General features: G+C 66.2%; 14 protein-coding genes. 5 read left to right on the plus strand and 9 right to left on the minus strand.

Going from position 1 to position 16,067, the window contains the following annotated elements:
- Positions 1 to 21: 21 nt before the first annotated feature.
- The 3 genes from O0J15_RS10855 (at position 22) to hemF (ending at position 3,306) form a co-directional block, all read left to right on the plus strand.
- Complete coding sequence (locus O0J15_RS10855; protein ID WP_111102304.1) at positions 22 to 582, plus strand: hypothetical protein; 561 nt, start codon at positions 22 to 24, stop codon at positions 580 to 582.
- Positions 583 to 723: 141 nt separating this feature from the next.
- Positions 724 to 2,370, plus strand: a complete 1,647-nt coding sequence (locus O0J15_RS10860) for a hypothetical protein (RefSeq protein WP_171952468.1) — start codon at positions 724 to 726, stop codon at positions 2,368 to 2,370.
- A gap of 39 nt (positions 2,371 to 2,409) precedes the next feature.
- Positions 2,410 to 3,306 (plus strand): oxygen-dependent coproporphyrinogen oxidase, encoded by an 897-nt coding sequence (hemF, locus tag O0J15_RS10865; protein ID WP_021203513.1) that lies wholly within the window; start codon positions 2,410 to 2,412, stop codon positions 3,304 to 3,306.
- A 36-nt stretch (positions 3,307 to 3,342) separates the two neighbouring features.
- Here hemF and O0J15_RS10870 read toward each other — a convergent pair whose 3' ends face one another.
- Positions 3,343 to 3,822: a DUF421 domain-containing protein gene (locus O0J15_RS10870; RefSeq protein ID WP_021203514.1), complete on the minus strand. Its 480-nt coding sequence runs from the start codon at positions 3,820 to 3,822 to the stop codon at positions 3,343 to 3,345.
- 354 nt (positions 3,823 to 4,176) lie between these two features.
- Entirely contained in the window at positions 4,177 to 6,951 is a 2,775-nt protein-coding gene (polA, locus tag O0J15_RS10875; RefSeq protein WP_308305638.1) for a DNA polymerase I, read from the minus strand.
- A 98-nt stretch (positions 6,952 to 7,049) separates the two neighbouring features.
- On the opposite strand from polA, the gene O0J15_RS10880 reads away from it, so the two are divergent.
- Entirely contained in the window at positions 7,050 to 7,334 is a 285-nt protein-coding gene (locus O0J15_RS10880) for a DUF2782 domain-containing protein (RefSeq protein WP_005411628.1), read from the plus strand.
- A 148-nt stretch (positions 7,335 to 7,482) separates the two neighbouring features.
- Here the strand turns inward: O0J15_RS10880 and O0J15_RS10885 are convergent, their stop codons facing one another.
- The 3 genes from O0J15_RS10885 to O0J15_RS10895 all read right to left on the minus strand — a co-directional run bounded on the left by O0J15_RS10885 (position 7,483) and on the right by O0J15_RS10895 (position 9,202).
- Positions 7,483 to 7,929: a universal stress protein gene (locus O0J15_RS10885; RefSeq protein WP_308305639.1), complete on the minus strand. Its 447-nt coding sequence runs from the start codon at positions 7,927 to 7,929 to the stop codon at positions 7,483 to 7,485.
- Positions 7,930 to 8,214: 285 nt separating this feature from the next.
- Entirely contained in the window at positions 8,215 to 8,769 is a 555-nt protein-coding gene (locus O0J15_RS10890; protein ID WP_100450801.1) for a hypothetical protein, read from the minus strand.
- Positions 8,770 to 8,875: 106 nt separating this feature from the next.
- Positions 8,876 to 9,202 carry a low molecular weight protein tyrosine phosphatase family protein gene (locus tag O0J15_RS10895; RefSeq protein ID WP_019661736.1) on the minus strand — a complete coding sequence of 109 codons (327 nt, stop codon included), beginning with the start codon at positions 9,200 to 9,202 and terminating at the stop codon, positions 8,876 to 8,878.
- Between the two features lie 138 nt (positions 9,203 to 9,340).
- Here O0J15_RS10895 and O0J15_RS10900 point away from each other — a divergent pair, with 138 nt between their 5' ends.
- Positions 9,341 to 10,051, plus strand: coding sequence for a hypothetical protein (locus tag O0J15_RS10900; protein WP_308305640.1), 711 nt, complete (start codon positions 9,341 to 9,343; stop codon positions 10,049 to 10,051).
- Between the two features lie 106 nt (positions 10,052 to 10,157).
- On the opposite strand, the gene uvrD is transcribed toward O0J15_RS10900, so the two are convergent.
- Genes uvrD through cls form a run of 4 tightly spaced genes read right to left on the minus strand, consistent with a single transcriptional unit; the run spans position 10,158 to position 15,944 of the window.
- Positions 10,158 to 12,350, minus strand: coding sequence for a DNA helicase II (uvrD, locus tag O0J15_RS10905; RefSeq protein WP_308305641.1), 2,193 nt, complete (start codon positions 12,348 to 12,350; stop codon positions 10,158 to 10,160).
- 9 nt (positions 12,351 to 12,359) lie between these two features.
- On the minus strand, positions 12,360 to 13,781 hold the full coding sequence (locus tag O0J15_RS10910) for an FAD/NAD(P)-binding protein (RefSeq protein WP_308305642.1): 1,422 nt from the start codon (positions 13,779 to 13,781) through the stop codon (positions 12,360 to 12,362).
- Between the two features lie 54 nt (positions 13,782 to 13,835).
- Positions 13,836 to 14,489 (minus strand): hypothetical protein, encoded by a 654-nt coding sequence (locus tag O0J15_RS10915; RefSeq protein WP_308305643.1) that lies wholly within the window; start codon positions 14,487 to 14,489, stop codon positions 13,836 to 13,838.
- A gap of 36 nt (positions 14,490 to 14,525) precedes the next feature.
- Positions 14,526 to 15,944 carry a cardiolipin synthase gene (gene cls, locus O0J15_RS10920; protein WP_134735324.1) on the minus strand — a complete coding sequence of 473 codons (1,419 nt, stop codon included), beginning with the start codon at positions 15,942 to 15,944 and terminating at the stop codon, positions 14,526 to 14,528.
- Positions 15,945 to 16,067: the final 123 nt, after the last annotated feature.

The raw sequence follows: 16,067 nt of genomic DNA on the forward strand, positions 1-16,067 counted from the left end.
CGCCGACTGCAAGGACATCGGATGTCAATGTCGATCCCGTCGATCCCCTCGCCGCCGTCCCCGGCCTATCACGCCTGGGTGCGCCCGGTGGCACAGGCCTCGTTCTGGCTGTCACTGCTGCTGACGATCTACTTCGTGCTGCAGGGACTGGTGCTGTGGCCGCTGAACCACCTTGCGCTGTGGCACCTGGTGGAAAGCGAAGTGCAGCACCAGCAGCTGCACAGCCTGGTCTGGCTGCTGGCGCACCCGGTGGCCGCGTCAATGATCGTCGCGCTGTTGTGCCTGGCCTCGACCGTGTCCAGCTGGGGCCTGCTGCGTGAACGTCGCTGGGGCCTGTGGAGCTTCGTGGTGCTGCTGCTGTTGAGCGGCTTGAGCAACTTCGCAGTCGCCTGGTGGCTGGACGTGTTCATGCGCGACCTCATCCCATTGCTGGCCGATGACCCGGCCCTGCTGCAGGAGCTGCAGCTGAAACGCTGGCTGATCACGCTGACCGTGGTCGGCATGTCGTTCGTGCTTCTCGGCCTGCAGGGCTGGCTGGCCTGGCGCCTGCTGCGCCCCGACGTGCGCGCGCGCTTCCGCTGAGCTCTCGCTCCCGGCATTTTTGACGCGAACGACCTGCCCGGCACAGACGCCGTGACCGCAGCACAGGCGTTCCAGCGGGTTTGATTGCGGATCGGTGGCGGTTGGCTATCGTAGCCCGCGTCTTTCTGCCCTGGCTCCAAGATGCCTCCTTTCGCCCCACGCCACCTGATTCCGGCCTTCATTGCCTTGTTGCTGCTGACCTGGGCGCAGCAGGCGGCCGCAACCGGTCTGCCACGCTGTGGCCTATTCGCGGCCGAAGGCGGTGGCAACCAGCTGCGCGTGGATGGGCCTGACCGCGGGGTGGCGAAGAACACGCACATCTCTGATCGGCCCTTCGTTGTCCAAGAGATCGATGGCGAGCTGAGCCTCGTCAACCTCACCTTCGGAGTTGCATCTGGACTGAACGTCCAGCGTGGCGGTCGCGTCCTGCAGCAGGGCAACACGCGCTACCGCCTGATCCAGCCAGCGGCGTGCCTGCCCCCGGTCGAGCACGCGCCAGGCAGCTGCCTGGCAGATGCCCAGCGCTGCCTTGACAGGCATCATCATGAGCTGAGCCTGACGGCGCTGGAATCGGCCTGTGCCGAAGGGGTTCCATTTCTGTGCCAGCGCCTGCCCGATCGCTATCGCGAGGCTGACCAGGCCCCCGGCAGCGATACACCGACCGAAGCACAGATCGCGGTGATACAGGCCACGATGGAAAAGGAGATGGCCGAGATGGACTTCCCCCGCCAGTGTCGCAAGGATGACCCTGCGGCCGACACCGAGGCCTGCATGGCCATCCTGGAAGAGCGGCCAGAGCTGGTCGAGGCCGTCGCCACTGCCATCCGCACGGCCTCGATGGCGGCCAAGATGGTTGAAGTGTTCTCGCCTGCAGCCAAGCCTGCGCTGTCCGACGCGCGATTGCAGCGCCTGCAGGACCTATGCACGCAGGTGGGTGAAAGTGACTTCTGCATGGAGGTTGCCACCCTGCAGTGGACCGCCGGCAATCTGCAGGACGGCAGGGCGGCGTTGCAGATGGCCTGCGAAGGCGGCAACGAGACGTCCTGCCGGCAGGCGGCTGCACTGCGGGCGCTGGATGGGGAGCTGTTGCCGCAGGCCGCCAGCGCCGTGCCCTGTGGCCACTACGTGGCCTCCGGCGGGCTGTTGGACGAACTGACGTTCGGCGATGGTGGACTGGTGGAGGTGGGCTACGGTTCGCGGGTGCGTGCACGCGTGCAGGACGGCCAGATCCGCATGCGCCACGAGCTGGGGGGTGACTACGTGCTGCAACCGTTGGCCAACGGTGACCTGCTGGGGCTGGACGATTCGATGCGTTTTGAGCGCTTCCAGCGACAGCCGGGAAGTGCCCAGTGCAGCGCACCGCTGGTGTTCGACGAAATCCCATTCCCGCAGGATTGCCCACGCGCGTCGGTCGACGGCGAAGCAGAAACCTGCTGCGCGGCCGGCAGGATGCAGGGCTGCAATGTGCTGGGCAGCCGCGCCGCGCTGGGCGGGAAGTGGGTCGAGGCCAGCCAGCACTACCAGAAGGTGTGCCAGGCCGGCATCCGCGAAGGCTGTGAAAACCTGGCCAGCGTGATGGAGAACAGCAGCAGTGTGGACGTCCGCCCCATGCTTGAGGCCGTCTGCGAGGCCGAGGGCAGTGGCCGCCACGTGGCATGTGACGTGCTGGCGACGCGCAACTGGAGCTTGCTGGGTTTCGGCCAGGCCTTGCAGCGTGCTGTCCAGGAGCAGTCGGCGGACGAGGATCAGACCCGACCGGCGCCACGCACCCCCAACCACAAGCAGTAAGGGGCTTGCCTCCCCGGGCCCTGCGGTAAAGTACGCGCCATGAATGAATTCGAGCGCGTGCGCACCTACCTCACCGACCTGCAGGACCGCATCTGTGCGGCGATCGAGGCCGTCGATGGCCGGGCCCGCTTCCAGGAAGACCTGTGGCAGCGTGCAGAGGGCGGTGGCGGGCGTACCCGCGTGCTGCGCGACGGTGCGGTGTTCGAGCAGGCCGGCATCGGCTTCTCCGACGTTGCTGGCAGCCGCCTGCCGCCGTCGGCCTCGGCCAACCGCCCGGAACTGGCGGGCGCCTCCTGGCGCGCCACCGGCGTGTCGCTGGTGTTCCACCCGCTCAACCCGTACGTGCCGACCACCCATGCCAACGTGCGCTTTTTCCAGGCGCAGCGCGACGGTGAAGTGGTGGCCAGCTGGTTCGGCGGCGGCTTCGACCTGACCCCGTTCTACCCGTTCGACGAGGACGTGCAGCACTGGCACCGGGTCGCACGCGATCTGTGTGCACCGTTCGGCGACGAACGCTACGCCGCGCACAAGCGCTGGTGTGATGAGTACTTCTTCCTGCGCCACCGCAACGAAACGCGCGGCGTCGGCGGTCTGTTCTTCGACGACCTGCACGGCGACTTCGAGCGCGATTTCGATTATCTGCGCGCGGTCGGCGATGGCTTCCTCGACGCCTACCTGCCGATCGTGCAGCAGCGCAAGGACGCCATCTATGGCGAGCGCGAACGCGAGTTCCAGCTGTACCGCCGCGGCCGCTACGTGGAATTCAACCTGGTCTACGACCGCGGCACCCTGTTCGGGCTGCAGAGCGGTGGCCGCAGCGAAAGCATCCTGATGAGCCTGCCGCCGCGGGTGCGCTGGGAATACGGCTTCTCGCCCGAACCCGGCAGCCCCGAATCGCGCCTGGCCGACTACCTGGTGCCGCGCGACTGGCTCTGAGGGGTGTCGTCGCGCGGGGCGTGGGCTCGGCGCTGGTCAGCTGCCCTTCCGCGCGATGATGGTGATGTGCCCTGTCGTCTCCAGCAGGGCAATCTGCACATCTTCAATCTGCAGCCCGCCCTGCTGGCGCAGCGCGGCATCGAAGTCGGCGCGGCTGATCAGCTCGCGGCGAAGTACCGCCTCGAACAGGCGCCCATCGCGCGCGATTACGGTGGGTTCTCCTTCGATCAACCGCTCCATGCGCCGATTCCGCGTGGTGAGCCAGCCCACCCCGTAGTTCAGCAGGATCAGGGTCGCCGCCAGCAGCAGGCCGCCGCCCAGCGAGGTATCCGTGCCCAGCAGCGCGTTCTGCACCGCGTTGCCCAGCAGCACGATCAGCAGCACGTCGAACGGCGTGATCTGCCCCAGAGCCCGCTTGCCGCCCAGCCGGACCATGCCCAGCACCACGACGTAGACCACCACCGCGCGCAGGATGAATTCCCACCACGGCATGGCCAGGGCGAACAGGTCGGGCATGGTCTTCCCCTGCGGAACGGTGGCCCAGCCTAGCACCTGGGGTCAGATCCCTCTGCCCCATCAGCGCCCGGGGTATGCCATCGGCACAAATAAAAAGCCCCGCTGACCAGGGGGAGGTCAACGGGGCCGGGGAACGGGCACTTGGGGAGGAGTCCCCGTTCCGAGATCTGCTCCAGGGGATGGGAGAGATCCACAACAGGCATTGCGCCTGTCGGGAGTTATAGAAGCACTCCGAACACTAACGGTTCGTGAAGGGGCCCCATTTAATGAAATTCAATCGGGGCAACATTCATGGTCGAGTCAGAAACCCCCGACTCATGAACAAATTCACGTCGTTTTCGGCCCGGAATGCGGTCAGTGCGCTTCATCCCAGTTGCTGCCGACGCCCGTATCGACCACCAGCGGCACCCGCAGTTTGGCCGCTTGCGACATGCGTTCCACCACCTGCAAGCGCAAGTCTTCGACGAAACTGCTTTCGGTTTCGAACACCAGTTCATCGTGCACCTGCAGGATCATCCGTGCCGGTGCCCCGCTGTCGCGCAGCCACTGGTCCACATCCACCATCGCGCGCTTGATGATGTCGGCGGCTGTGCCCTGCATCGGCGCGTTGATCGCGGCGCGCTCGGCCCCGGCACGCAGGCCCTGGTTGCGGGCGTGGATGTCGTTCAGGTACAGGCGGCGGCCGAACAGGGTTTCCACATAGCCCTGGTCGCGGGCCTGCTGGCGCATCCGCTCCATGAAGTCGCGCACGCCCGGGTAGCGGCTGAAGTACAGCGCCACGTAGTCCTGCGCCTGGCCGCGGTCGATGCCCAGGTTGCGGGCCAGGCCGAAGGCGCTCATGCCGTACATCAGGCCGAAGTTGATCGCCTTGGCGGCGCGGCGCTCGTTCGGGGTCACCTCCTCCAGCGTGCGCCCGAACACCTCGGCGGCGGTGGCACGGTGCACGTCGGCACCCTGCTCGAAGGCGCGCACCAGGCCCGGGTCCTCGGACAGGTGCGCCATGATCCGCAGCTCGATCTGCGAATAGTCGGCGGCCAGCAGCTGGCAGCCTTCCGGGGCGATGAACGCGCGGCGGATGCGACGACCGTCCTCGGTGCGGATCGGGATGTTCTGCAGGTTCGGGTCCGACGAGGACAGGCGGCCGGTAGCGGCGCCGGACTGGTGGTAGCTGGTGTGCACCCGGCCGGTGTCCGGATTGACCATCTCCGGCAGCTTGTCGGTGTAGGTGCTGCGCAGCTTGGCCAATCCGCGGTAGTCGAGGATCACCCGCGGCAGTTCATGCTGGTCGGCAATCGCCTCCAGCGCCTCTTCATTGGTGCTGGGCTGGCCCTTCGGGGTCTTCACCACCGCCGGCAGCTTCAACTCGTCGAACAGCACCGCCTGCAACTGCTTGGGCGAATCCAGGTTGAAGCTGCGGCCGGCCAGCTCGGTGGCCTTCTGCTGCGCGGCCAGCATGCGCGAGGACAGGTCCTGGCTCTGGCGGCGCAGTTCGTCGGTGTCGATCCGCACGCCGTTGGCTTCAATGCTGGTCAGCACCGGCACCAGCGGCATCTCGATGTCGCGGTACACGCTGTCCAGCGCCGGCTCGGCCAGCAGCTGCGGCTGCAGCGCGCGATGGAGGCGCAGGGTAATGTCGGCGTCCTCGGCCGCATAGCGGCTGGCTTCGTCGATGCCCACCTGCGAGAACGGAATCTGCTTGGCGCCCTTGCCGGCCACGTCCTCGAACTTGAGGGTGGTGTAGCCCAGGTAACGCAGGGCCAGCGAATCCATGTCGTGGCGGGTGGCGGTGGAGTTGAGCACGAAGCTCTCGAGCATGGTGTCGTCGTGGTAGCCCTGCACCTCCACGCCGTGGCGGCGCAGCACATGCAGGTCGTACTTGCCGTGCTGGCCCAGCTTCTTCTTCGCCGGGTCCTGCAGCACCGGCCGCAGCGCATCCAGCACCTGCTGCATCGGCAGCTGGGCCGGCGCGCCCGGGTAATCGTGGCCGACCGGAATGTAGGCCGCCCTGCCCGGCTCGACAGCCAGGCTGACGCCGACCAGGCGCGCGCGCATCGCGTCCAGCGCATCGGTTTCGGTGTCGAAGCTGATCAGGTCGGCCTGCTGCAGGCGCTCGACCCAGGCCTGCAGCTGCCCGCTGGTCAGCACGGTCTCGTATTCACCCGGCGCGGACAGTGCCGGATCCAGCGTGCCGGCGGCGGGCGCCTCGGCGCTGCCCCGCGCGAAGCCGGCCGCGGTACCGCGCAGGCTCGGGGTGGCCTCGCTGGCCGCTGCCGGCGCCGGCACAGGCGCACCCAGTTCCTTCAGGGCCTGGGTGAAGCCGTAGCGCGTATACAGTTCGGTCAGCTCCGGCACGTCCTGCTCGCGCAGCGCCAGGCTGGTCGGGCTGGCCTCGAGCGCCAGGTCGGTGCGGATGGTCACCAGCTCGCGGTTCAGCGGCAGGCGCTCCAGCGCGGCGCGCAGGTTCTCGCCGATCTTGCCCTTCATGGTCGGCGCGGCCGCCATCACCCCGTCCAGGTGCTGGTACTCGGCCAGCCACTTGGCAGCGGTCTTCGGCCCGCACTTCTCCACGCCCGGCACGTTGTCGACCGCGTCGCCCATCAGCGCCAGCAGGTCGACGATCTGATCGGCGCGCACGCCGAACTTGTCCATCACCGCCGCGTCGGAATCCATGCGGCTGCCGGTCATGGTATTGACCAGCTCGATGCCCGGGCGCACCAGCTGGGCGAAGTCCTTGTCGCCGGTGGAGATGGTCACCTTCAGGTCCTGCGCCAGGCCCTGCAGCGCCAGCGTGCCGATCACATCGTCGGCTTCCACGCCGGGGATGCGCAGGATGCTGATGCCCAGCGCTTCGACGATGCGGCACATCGGCTCGACCTGGCTGCGCAGCTCATCGGGCATCGGCGGGCGGTTGGCCTTGTACTGGTCGTACAGGTCATCACGGAAGGTCTTGCCGGGCGCATCGACCACGAACGCGACGTAGGCCGGGCGCTCCTTCAGCGTCGAACGCAGCATGTTGACCACGCCGAACAGCGCGCCGGTGGGCTCACCCTGTGCATTGGACAGGGGCGGCAGCGCGTGGAACGCGCGGTACAGGTAACTGGACCCGTCGATCAGGACTAATCTGCTCATGCGCCGATTCTACGCGCCCGTGCCTGCACCGCGACGACACGGCACGCACTTGGCGATGGGGCATAATCAGGGCTCTCTCCAGGCAAAGGCCCCTGCCGATGAAGACCCTGATGCTGGCTTCCCTGCTCCTGCTCGCTGGCTGCGCCAGCATGGGTGGCGCAGGTGCTCCCCCGGTGGACGTCAAGGGCGCCGATGTCTCCAAGCGCACTATGGACAACGGCGATGTCATCGAGGAATACCGTGTGTCCGGCCAGCTGCGCATGGTCAAGGTGACGCCGTCGCGCGGTGCCCCGTTCTACATGTACGACAAGAACGGCGATGGCCGATTCGACAACGACAAGGATGGCGTGTCGCCGGTGTACTGGAAGCTGTACAGCTGGTGATGTGACCGGGGTCGGATCCCTGCGATCCAGTAGATCCACGCCATGCGTGGATTCACCCCAGCCCCCTACAAAAAACAACGCCGGCACGCATCCTGCGCACCGGCGTCGGGTCCCCTCCCCGGGGAACGCTTGAATCAGCGGGTATGGATCAGCGGATGACCAGCACCGGCAGCGTGCTGCGCGCCAGCACCTCGGCGGTCTGGCTGCCCAGCAGCACGCGGGTCACGCCCCGGCGGCCATGCGAGGTCATCACGATCAGGTCGCTGTTGCGCTCGGCCGCCGTCTCGATGATGCCGTCGGCCGCGTAGCGGTCCAGCACGTGCACCGGGTTGGCGGTGATGCCCTGCTCGGCGGCCTTGGCCAGCGCCGGCTGCAGCACCTTCTGCGCGCCTTCCTTGCGGTCGGCCTTGTATTCCGGGCTGTTCATGTAGCCCACGCTCCAGCCCATGGCGTCATACATGCCGACGGCCCACGGCTCGGACACAGTCACGATATCGACCTCGGCGTTGAGGTCCTTGGCCAGCTCCAGGCCCTTGGCCAGGCCCTTGTCGGCCAGCTCGGACCCGTCGGTGGCAATCAGGATGCGCTTGTACATGGTGGGGCTCCGTGGCGGTCTGCCAGATGGGAACGCCACCATTGCACACCGGATGTGGAGGCTGCGCCTTGAGCAGGATCAATCCGGCGTAGAGCAGCGCCCGTGCGCGCCACCCGCTTGCCCGCCCCCCCTTCTGTAGAGCCGAGCCCATGCTCGGCTGCTTCTGGCGGGAAAAGCAGCCGAGCCTGGCTATGCCGGTCGTCCTGACCGGCACCCTTCGGGCCGTCGCAAGCGACGTTGGCAGCGGCTCCTGCCGCTACCTTCGGCTCTACATCAGGCCCGCCTTCAGGCGATCTGCACGATCCGCGCGTTCTGGCACAGCGGGTAGCTGGCCACGAACCCGTCAATCGCATCGCGCATCGCCTCGAACGATTGGCCGTACATGTACAGCGCGGTCTCGGTCGGGCCCTGCCACCAGCTGCAGATCTCGCCAAGGCCATCAATGCGCTCGGACAGCTGCTCGAACACGTGGTTGGAATCGCACTGTTCGTAGACTTCGTCCGGCAGGTTCAGGCCATCCAGGTAGATGCCCAGCCCCTCGGTCACGCCGAAGCTGCGATCGGCTTCACCCGCGCCCTGGATCTTCGAGCCCTTCGGTGCACCCAGCTGCTCCAGCAGGTCGATCAGCTTGGGCACGCCATCGGCATCGACCAGCGCCACTTCGATATCGCCGTATTCGACCTCACCCAGGTCGGACATCGCCGTGCCGCCGCCGGTGATCTCGCCGACATTGGCCGCCTGCAGCAGCGCATCGAGTGGGTCCTCGAACAGTTCGTGGCGATGTTCGGGCTGCAGCCGGGCATTCAACGTCACGGTGACGTGCAGCGCGGGTTCGGTCATGGGAGCGTTCCTGAAAGAAGTGCCGCCTATTGTAGAGCCGAGCCCATGCTCGGCTGCTTTTCGCGCCAGAAGCAGCCGAGCATGGGCTCGGCTCTACAACAGCCCGTCAGCGCAGGAACGGGGTCACCTTGCGCTTGAGCAGCTCCACCAGCACCGGGTCCATGTACTCGTAGTCATCCGGGATATCCAGGCAGATCACGCGCTTCTCCTTCAGCCACGGCTTGTAGCGGCTGGACAGCCGGTTGCGGTGGGCCTTCTCCATCACGAACACCAGGTCGGCCCACTGCAGCAGCTCGGGGCTGAGCACTTCCTCGGCATCGGCCAGCAGCCCGGCCGAGGCAGTCTCGATGCCCGGCCAATCGGCGAATACCTGCTCGGCCGTCGGGCTGCGCAGGCGGTTCTGACTGCAGAGGAAGAGCACGTTGCGGGTCATGCCGGCAGCCTAATCGGGGTCGGATCCCTTTTCCAACGGAAAAGGGCTCTGACACCAACAGGGTGCTTTCAGACAAGTTGCATGGTCGGATGACCGTTCAAGGGGCCACCATGTGCTTCTGCCACCGTCCAGATGCCCATGATCACCAAGGATGACCTGTTAACGACGTTCGGAGAGGTGGCCGAAATCCACGACTGCTACTTCTGCAAGTACGTAGTCGCGACGTACGTACTCTATTGCTGCGTGAGGAACGCCAAGGGACATGACCTCGCGATCGCGTCCAAGAATGTCGATGATCCGGAATTCGCCACCAGCGTCGTGCTGAACGCACCGCACCATCTTTCACATGATGGGCCAACGATCTTCGAGATTCCTTCCAACGCCTATGGGTTCACTCATGCGATGGCGGTTCCCAGCACCTATCACGGGCTTCTGAATCGGATCGAGAAGCGCACGGGGCTGTTCCTATGCCTGCCGATCTTCCGGTGTGAGTTCAACGGCAAAGAATCAGCAGAGGATTTCAGATGGTCCACACATCACATCGTTGACGTCAACAACTGGCATAGGACCAGGCAGCCGAAGATAAGCGTGTACTTCGACAATCCCCGCACTGGCGGCGGAACGGACAAGGACGGCGCCATCGTGAGCCTGGAGACGTTAATGGCCGAGATCGACAACCTCAACGGAGTGAGCAGCGGCTTCATCGAGATCACCAACTATCGCGACGAGGTGATCGAGGTGTTGTCGCCGGAGGATGGCCACTACGTATTGATCCGCAACCGCCAGGACGAAGAAGCGATGGACCGAGCGCGGTTGGTGGCAGCCGTAGAGACGTTCACCACCGGCTGACGACCGACCGCGTTTGTAGAGCCGAGCCCATGCTCGGCTGGGTTTTCCCGGTACAAGCAGCCGAGCATAGGCTCGGCTCTACAGGAATTCCCGCCACTGACGGTGATCAGATCACCGTCAGGTTGGCGTAGGCCATCACCAGCCACTTGCTGCCGGCGTCGGCGAATTCGACCTGCACGCGGGCGTGCGCGCCGCTGCCTTCGTAGTCGGTCACCATGCCTTCGCCGAACTTGGGATGGGTGACCAGCGCGCCGAGCTTGACCGGCGGCGCCTCGATCGAGGCATGGCCCATCACCCGGCTGGCGCCCATGGAGGCCGGCCGCGAGACCTGCACCTTCGGGCGCACTTCGTGCAGCAGTTCGCGCGGAATCTCGCGCAGGAAGCGTGACGGCAGGCTGTAGTTGTCCTGGCCGTGGATGCGGCGCGATTCGGCGTAGCTCAGCACCAGCTTCTGGCGCGCGCGGGTGATGCCGACGTAGGCCAGGCGACGCTCTTCCTCCAGCCGCCCGCTTTCTTCCAGCGAACGTGCGCTGGGGAACAGGCCGTCTTCCATGCCTGCCAGGAACACCAGCGGGAATTCCAGGCCCTTGGCCGAGTGCAGGGTCATCAACTGCACACCGTCCTCGCCGGCCTGCGCCTGGCCTTCACCGGCCTCCAGCGCGGCATAGGCCAGGAACGCGACCAGCTCGTCCATGTCCTCGCCCACTTCCTCGATGTCGTCGGCGCGGCGCACGAAGCGCGACGCCACCGAGACCAGTTCGTCGAGGTTGTCGGTGCGCGATTCCGAATCCAGCGAATTGCGGCTTTCCTTGCTCCAGTGCTCGCGCAGCTGGGAGCGGGCCAGCACGTGGTCCACGCGCTCGGCCAGGGTCATGTGCACGGTCTGGGCCTGCAGCTCGTTGACCAGCCCCAGGAAGCCGGCCAGTGCATTGCGCGCACGTGCGGCCAGCGCGCTGCCCTGGGTGACCAGCATCGTCGCTTCCCACAACGAAATGCCCTGCGCACGCGCCTCGCGGCGCACTTCGTCAAGCGTGCGGTCGCCGATGCCCCGGGTGGGCGTGTTGACCGCGCGCTCGAAAGCGGCGTCATCATTGCGGTTGGACAGCAGGCGCAGGTAAGCCAGCGCGTCCTTGATTTCGGCACGTTCGAAGAAGCGCATGCCGCCGTACACGCGATAGGGCACCTGTTCGCTCAGCAGCGCTTCTTCCAGCGCGCGCGACTGTGCGTTGCTGCGGTAGAGCACGGCCACTTCGGTGTAGCTGCCACCGTCGCGCACCCACTGACGAGCACGCTCGACGATGTAACGCGCTTCGTCCATCTCGTTGTACGCCGCATACAGGTCGATCGGCTCGCCGTCGCCGCTGTCGGTCCACAGCTGCTTGCCGATGCGGTCCGGGTTGTGCGCGATCACCGCGTTGGCGGCGCCGAGGATGTTGGCGGTGGAGCGGTAGTTCTGCTCCAGGCGGATGGTCTGCGCACCCGGGAAGTCGCGCAGGAAGCCCTGCACGTTCTCGACCTTGGCGCCGCGCCAGCCGTAGATGGCCTGGTCATCGTCACCGACCACGAACACGTGGCCGGAATCGCCGGCCAGCACGCGCACGAAGGCGTACTGGATGGCATTGGTGTCCTGGAACTCGTCCACCAGGATCTCGCGGAAGCGGGCGCGGTAATGCGACAGCAGCGCCGGGTTGTCGCGCAGCAGTTCGTGCGCGCGCAGCAGCAGCTCGGCGAAGTCGACCAGGCCGGCCCGGTCGCAGCGCGCCTGGTACTCGATGTAGGCCTGGCGCATGGTTTCCAGCCACGCGTCGTGCGGTTCGGGCTGGATGTGCTGCGGGCGGCGGCCTTCGTCCTTCTGCGCGTTGATCCACCACGCGATCTGCTTGGGCGGGTACTTGCCGTCGTCCAGCTCCAGCGCCTGCACCACGCGCTTGACCAGCCGCAGCTGGTCGTCCGAGTCCATCACCTGGAAGCCTTCGGGCAGCTTGGCGTCCTGCCAGTGCAGGCGCAGCAGACGGTTGGCCAGGCCGTGGAAGGTACCGATCCACATGCCACGGCTGCCATGGGGCAGCTGGGTGTCGATGCGGTGGCGCATCTCGCCGGCCGCCTTGTTGGTGAAAGTCACCGCGAAAATGCCGTGGGTCGGCACGCCATCGACTTCATGCAGCCAGGCGATGCGGTGGGTGAGTACGCGGGTCTTGCCGGAACCGGCACCGGCCAGCACCAGGTGGTGGCCGGGAGGAGCGGAGACGGCTTCGCGCTGGGCCGGGTTCAGGCCATCAAGCAGGTGGGAGACATCCATGCCCCCATTTTACGGCATCGCCGTCGCGGCTCCTGCGACCACTTCGGTGGCCAGCGCCTGCGCCTGCTGACGCAGTTCAGGCACCGCCAGGCTTTCCCACAGGCTGCCGATGCGCAGGCTGCCGAGCACGCCCAGCCGTGCCTGCGGCTGGCCACTGGCGCTGCGCAGGCGGTCGCCCGGCACCGTGCTGTCCAGGCCCAGCCCATGCGGGCCGGGGCGAGCGAGGCCATCGGCCTGCAGCTGCTGCAGCAACGGATTGCGCAACGCGTTGGCGCGGGTTTCCACGCCGGTGGCGTTGACCACACCGCCGATCGTCCAGTGCTGTTCATTGCCGTTGGCATCGCGACCCGACAGCCGCAGGGCATCGCCTTCGCGGCCGACGGATTGCAGGCGGGACCGGTGAATGCGCAGTTGGCCGCTTACGGTCAGCGCCTGCAGCTGTGCGTCGACCTCTTCGGCGATGCGGTGGCGATGCACGTCCCAGTAGCGCACCACATGGCGCAGGAAACGACGCTGGTCGGCCTCGTCGAGGCTGCACCACAGCGCCTGCCCGTGCGGACGGATGCGGTCCATCACGCCCTGCCACGGCAGGCCATCGGCCTGCGCTTGACGGGCGAAGCCACGCAGCGCACGCAGGCGCTGGCGCAGGTTCATCGGCAGCAGCACCGCCGGATCGAAGCTGGGCAGGCCGCCGTGCGCGTGCGGCAACGGCAGCAGGCCATGGCGCGAGATCACATGCAGCGGGCCGGTATGACCGGCGGCGACCAGCGCCAGCACGGTGTCGGCCATGCTCAGGCCGGAGCCGACAATGGCCACGGCCTGGTCGCCGGCCAGGGTACGCACACCGTCGTAGTCCCAGGCCTCGATCACGTCATCGGCGGGCAGTGCGTCGGCACCAGCCACCGGCAGCGGTCGCATGCTGTTGCCGGTGGCGAGCACCGCCTGCGCGGCATGCAGCGTGCTGCCATCGCCGAGTGTCAGCTGGTAGCCGTGGTCATCCGGCTGCAGGCCCAGTACCGGCTGCGCGATCACCTGCAGCTGCGCCGGGCTCGCCGCGGCGGCCTCCTGCAGGCGCTGCTGCAGGTAGGCAGCAAAGTAATGGCGACACACGTAACGCTCGCCCAGCACCTCGCGCGCCTCGCCCGGGTAGGCGTTGGCGGCCATCAGGTAGTCGAGGAAATCGCCAGGCTGGTCGGCAAACGCACTCATCTTCGCCGCCGGCACGTTCAGCAGGTGCTCCGGCCACGGCGTGGCATAGGCGATGCCCTGCGCCAGCTGCGAAGCCGGTTCGAAGATGGCCAGCGCCAGCGGCGCCTGGGCCTGGCGCAACACCTGGATCGCCACCAGCACCCCGGCCGCACCACCACCGATGATTGCCAGGTCCAGTTCGCCATTACGCGGTGAATCAGTCATGCGCCGATTGTAGGCCATCGGCGATGACGGGCCGGGTTGCCGAAGCGGGCGGGATGGGCGCTTCTTCTTGTTTCAGACCGATCCTGATGAAGGATCTACCTGGCCAAGTGCCTTCAATTGGCGAATTCGATTACTGAACATCGCTGTCAGTAGACGCTTGCTGACTGAATCTATGTCGTCAGCGATCTCGTTGAGATCGGAAACTGAGTAACCCTCCGAAACCGCCGCGGCGAAGCTCGTGGCAACTTCAATTGCAGCCGCTGCAGGGGCGTTCATCCTTTCTACGTCTAGAAGCTTCAGGGCCAAAGCGAGGTACTGGTCAGAATGCACTCTATAGAGCCGATCGCTATCGGTTGCCTTTCGCGCCCAAACGTCGTGCTGAACTCGGTTCCGAGCATCCCGAACCTTATCCAGTGCACCCAGCAGCTCAACTACATCTTGAAGAGCTGCGCCATCAAGGGTCTCTGTAGCAATCTTCCGTGCCGCTTCGGAAGCCGACTTTGCCGAACGATGCTTTTTGAGAGAACTCTTCACCAACTCCGGCGTTGTATTGATAAGTACGGCGAGTAGACAGAAAAGATTCACCTCGGCTTGAGCCCAAGCTGTGGCGATGGAGCCTATTGCAGCGCCAAATTCGGGGCGATCCACCACAACATGTGGCCCGACCTCGACCAAAGAGGTTCCGCTCTCATCGAACACCTGCAACCCATGCTTGCCCTTTCCCATAAGCTCCCCGCATTCAGCTACTTTCGATTCGATTTCTCACATCAACGCATCGGCCAGCCGTGCGATGCCTTCGCGGCTGCGCCGCCACGTGGGGCGACTGCGCCACTGCTGCAGGTCCAGCTGCCGCGACTCGCGCAGGTAGCCATCCTCGATCGCGCACAGCTGCTGCACCAGCGCGCGGTCGTAGCAGATCAGGCCGATCTCGGCATTCAGCGCGAACGAACGGATATCCATGTTGATCGAGCCGAGTACGGCGATGCCCTCGTCCACGCTCATGTGCTTGGCGTGCAGGAACTGCGGTTCGTACAGCGCGATGCGCACGCCACAACGCAGCAGCTCGTCGTAGTAGGCCTCCTGCGCCCACGAGGTCAGCCGCTGGTTGTTGCTGGCCGAGAGGATCAGCTGCACCTGCACGCCGGACAACGCCGCAATGCGCAGCGCGCTGAGCGTGGCTTCGTCGGGCACGAAATACGGGGTGACCATCACCAGCCGTCGCCGCGCCAGATGGATCAGCGCCGCCACCGCGTCGCGTGCGTTGCTGTACGGATAAGCCGGGCCGCTGGGCAGCAGCTGGGTGGCGATGTCGTCGCTGCACTCGGGCACATCGGCGATCACGTCCAGGCGCTGGCCGGTTTCCATGTACCAGTCGCTGGCGAACACCGCTTCCAGATGCGCTACCGCCGGGCCACGCACGCGCGCCACCAGCTCGCGGTTCGGGTGGCCGGGCACGAACTGCGGGCCGGCCAGGTTCTGCGAACCGACATAGGCCACTTCGTTGTCGATCACCGCGATCTTGCGATGGTTGCGCAGGTCCATGCGCCCGCTGCGGCGCCAGCGCAGGCCACCGGGCAGCATCGCGCGCACTTCGATATCGCGAGCTTCCAGGCGTTTGCGATAGGCACGCAGGCCGCGCTTGGCGCCCACCGCGTCGAGCAGCACTCGGCACTGCACGCCCCGTGCAGCCGCACGCTGCAGGGCCTCGACGATAGCCTCGCCCACCGCGTCGTCGAACATCAGGTAGTACAGCAGGTGCACCCGGTCTTCGGCCTGGTCGATGTCGGCGATCAGCGTGTGCAGCGATTCGTCGTAGTCGGTCAGCAGATCGACGGCGTTGCCGTGCACCGGCATGAAATCGCCCTGGCGCTGCACCAGCGGCACGATCTCGGCGCTTGCGGTATCCGGCTGCGGGGTCCAGCGCAGGCGGTGCTGCAGCGCCTGTTCCTCGCGGATGACCTGCGAGGCCTCGGCCTGGCGGCGGATGCGTTCGCGTGACAGCCACGGGTGGCCAAACAGCAGGTACAGCGGCAGGCCCAGCAGCGGCACGAAGCCCACCAGCAGCAGCCAGCTGCGCGCCGCCCCCGGCGTGGTGCGGGTGGGAATCCAGCACAGCGCGACCAGCCGGATCAGCCAGTCGATCAGCAGCAGATACGAACCCAGCAACCACTCGAACAGCATCGCGTCGCCCGTCGGGAGGTGATGGGCCATTCTGCCCAGCAGGATTTGTAGAGTCGAGATCCTATGTTCGTGGTCAAGCCTGCTGGAAGCAGGCTTGACCCACCTTCAGCATGGCCGGATCGA

Source organism: Stenotrophomonas sp. Sm10, assembly GCF_030985515.1.
Lineage (GTDB): Bacteria > Pseudomonadota > Gammaproteobacteria > Xanthomonadales > Xanthomonadaceae > Stenotrophomonas > Stenotrophomonas hibiscicola.

Excerpts from the sequence above, each read along its gene's own strand:
- O0J15_RS10900 (WP_308305640.1), top strand. The coding sequence starts at position 9,341 with ATGATCACCAAGGATGACCTGTTAACGACGTTCGGAGAGGTGGCCGAA.
- O0J15_RS10895 (WP_019661736.1), bottom strand. The coding sequence starts at position 9,202 with ATGACCCGCAACGTGCTCTTCCTCTGCAGTCAGAACCGCCTGCGCAGC.
- O0J15_RS10915 (WP_308305643.1), bottom strand. The coding sequence starts at position 14,489 with ATGGGAAAGGGCAAGCATGGGTTGCAGGTGTTCGATGAGAGCGGAACC.
- O0J15_RS10880 (WP_005411628.1), top strand. The coding sequence starts at position 7,050 with ATGAAGACCCTGATGCTGGCTTCCCTGCTCCTGCTCGCTGGCTGCGCC.
- uvrD (WP_308305641.1), bottom strand. The coding sequence starts at position 12,350 with ATGGATGTCTCCCACCTGCTTGATGGCCTGAACCCGGCCCAGCGCGAA.
- O0J15_RS10885 (WP_308305639.1), bottom strand. The coding sequence starts at position 7,929 with ATGTACAAGCGCATCCTGATTGCCACCGACGGGTCCGAGCTGGCCGAC.
- O0J15_RS10855 (WP_111102304.1), top strand. The coding sequence starts at position 22 with ATGTCAATGTCGATCCCGTCGATCCCCTCGCCGCCGTCCCCGGCCTAT.
- polA (WP_308305638.1), bottom strand. The coding sequence starts at position 6,951 with ATGAGCAGATTAGTCCTGATCGACGGGTCCAGTTACCTGTACCGCGCG.
- O0J15_RS10860 (WP_171952468.1), top strand. The coding sequence starts at position 724 with ATGCCTCCTTTCGCCCCACGCCACCTGATTCCGGCCTTCATTGCCTTG.
- cls (WP_134735324.1), bottom strand. The coding sequence starts at position 15,944 with ATGCTGTTCGAGTGGTTGCTGGGTTCGTATCTGCTGCTGATCGACTGG.
- O0J15_RS10910 (WP_308305642.1), bottom strand. The coding sequence starts at position 13,781 with ATGGCCTACAATCGGCGCATGACTGATTCACCGCGTAATGGCGAACTG.
- hemF (WP_021203513.1), top strand. The coding sequence starts at position 2,410 with ATGAATGAATTCGAGCGCGTGCGCACCTACCTCACCGACCTGCAGGAC.
- O0J15_RS10870 (WP_021203514.1), bottom strand. The coding sequence starts at position 3,822 with ATGCCCGACCTGTTCGCCCTGGCCATGCCGTGGTGGGAATTCATCCTG.
- O0J15_RS10890 (WP_100450801.1), bottom strand. The coding sequence starts at position 8,769 with ATGACCGAACCCGCGCTGCACGTCACCGTGACGTTGAATGCCCGGCTG.